Source organism: Halolactibacillus sp. JCM 19043 (assembly GCF_001310395.1).
Classification (GTDB): domain Bacteria; phylum Bacillota; class Bacilli; order Bacillales; family Amphibacillaceae; genus Halolactibacillus; species Halolactibacillus miurensis.
In genome coordinates this window covers 1-854 of record NZ_BAXD01000085.1, presented here as the reverse complement: position 1 = coordinate 854, position 854 = coordinate 1, and the positions used below count along the sequence as shown (strand labels likewise).

Below are 854 nucleotides of genomic sequence, written 5' to 3'. Positions count from 1 at the left end.
ACATCGAATATAGCTCGTTCAGTCAGTGGTTGATCTTTATTTTTCATCTGTTTAATAAGTGAGGTGATGAGCTGCTCAGCTAGTTGTTCAATCGGCTGTTTAATCGTTGTCAACTTTGGTGACTGTAGCATACGTGTGTAGTTATTGTAGTCATAACCGACAATTTTTAATTCATTTGGTATCTTGATGTTGTGACGTGTCGCATAAACAGTCAGTGCATAAGCCATCAAATCATTACTACAAAATACGCCGTCAAATTCATTGAGTTTGTTTGCTAAGTTTTCTTCAATAAAGCCATAATTATCATCAAACGTTGATTCCACATTAGCCCCTTCAATCACATCCCAAGGAATACTGTTTCGAGAACAAGTCATTTGAAAAGCATCAAATCGACGATTGGATAACATTTCAAAGTTTAACGGTCCAGCAATATGCAGTAATTTTTTGCAACCTTTCTTGATTAAATGCTGAGTAGCCAATTCCCCGCCGTGATAGTTATCACTCGCCACGTAGGGTATTTTAGATGAAATAATACGATCAAACGAAACAATCGGTATCGTTAAATTTTTATAGACATCAATATCTAGAGTATGTGAGCACATAATGACGCCATCTGCCCGGTGTTCTTTCAGCATCTGTAAATAGCCAGATTCCTTGTCTTTATCATTCACTGAATTACATATAATGATTTTAAAATTATTTTGGCTTGCATAGTGTTCAATCCAGTGAACCATCTCGCTAAAGAAAGGGTGGCGTATTTCAGGTACAATTAACCCAATCAAATGAGATTCATTTGATAGTAGTGAACGTGCAATTTGATTTGGTGAATAATTGAGTGATTGAATCGCTGCTTC

The 854-nt window shown here is 36.3% G+C and carries 1 protein-coding gene; it reads right to left on the bottom strand.

What is annotated here, in order from left to right:
- Positions 1–854, bottom strand: an 854-nt coding sequence (locus JCM19043_RS15755; protein ID WP_062324001.1) for a LacI family DNA-binding transcriptional regulator, incomplete at both ends; no start/stop codon positions are given.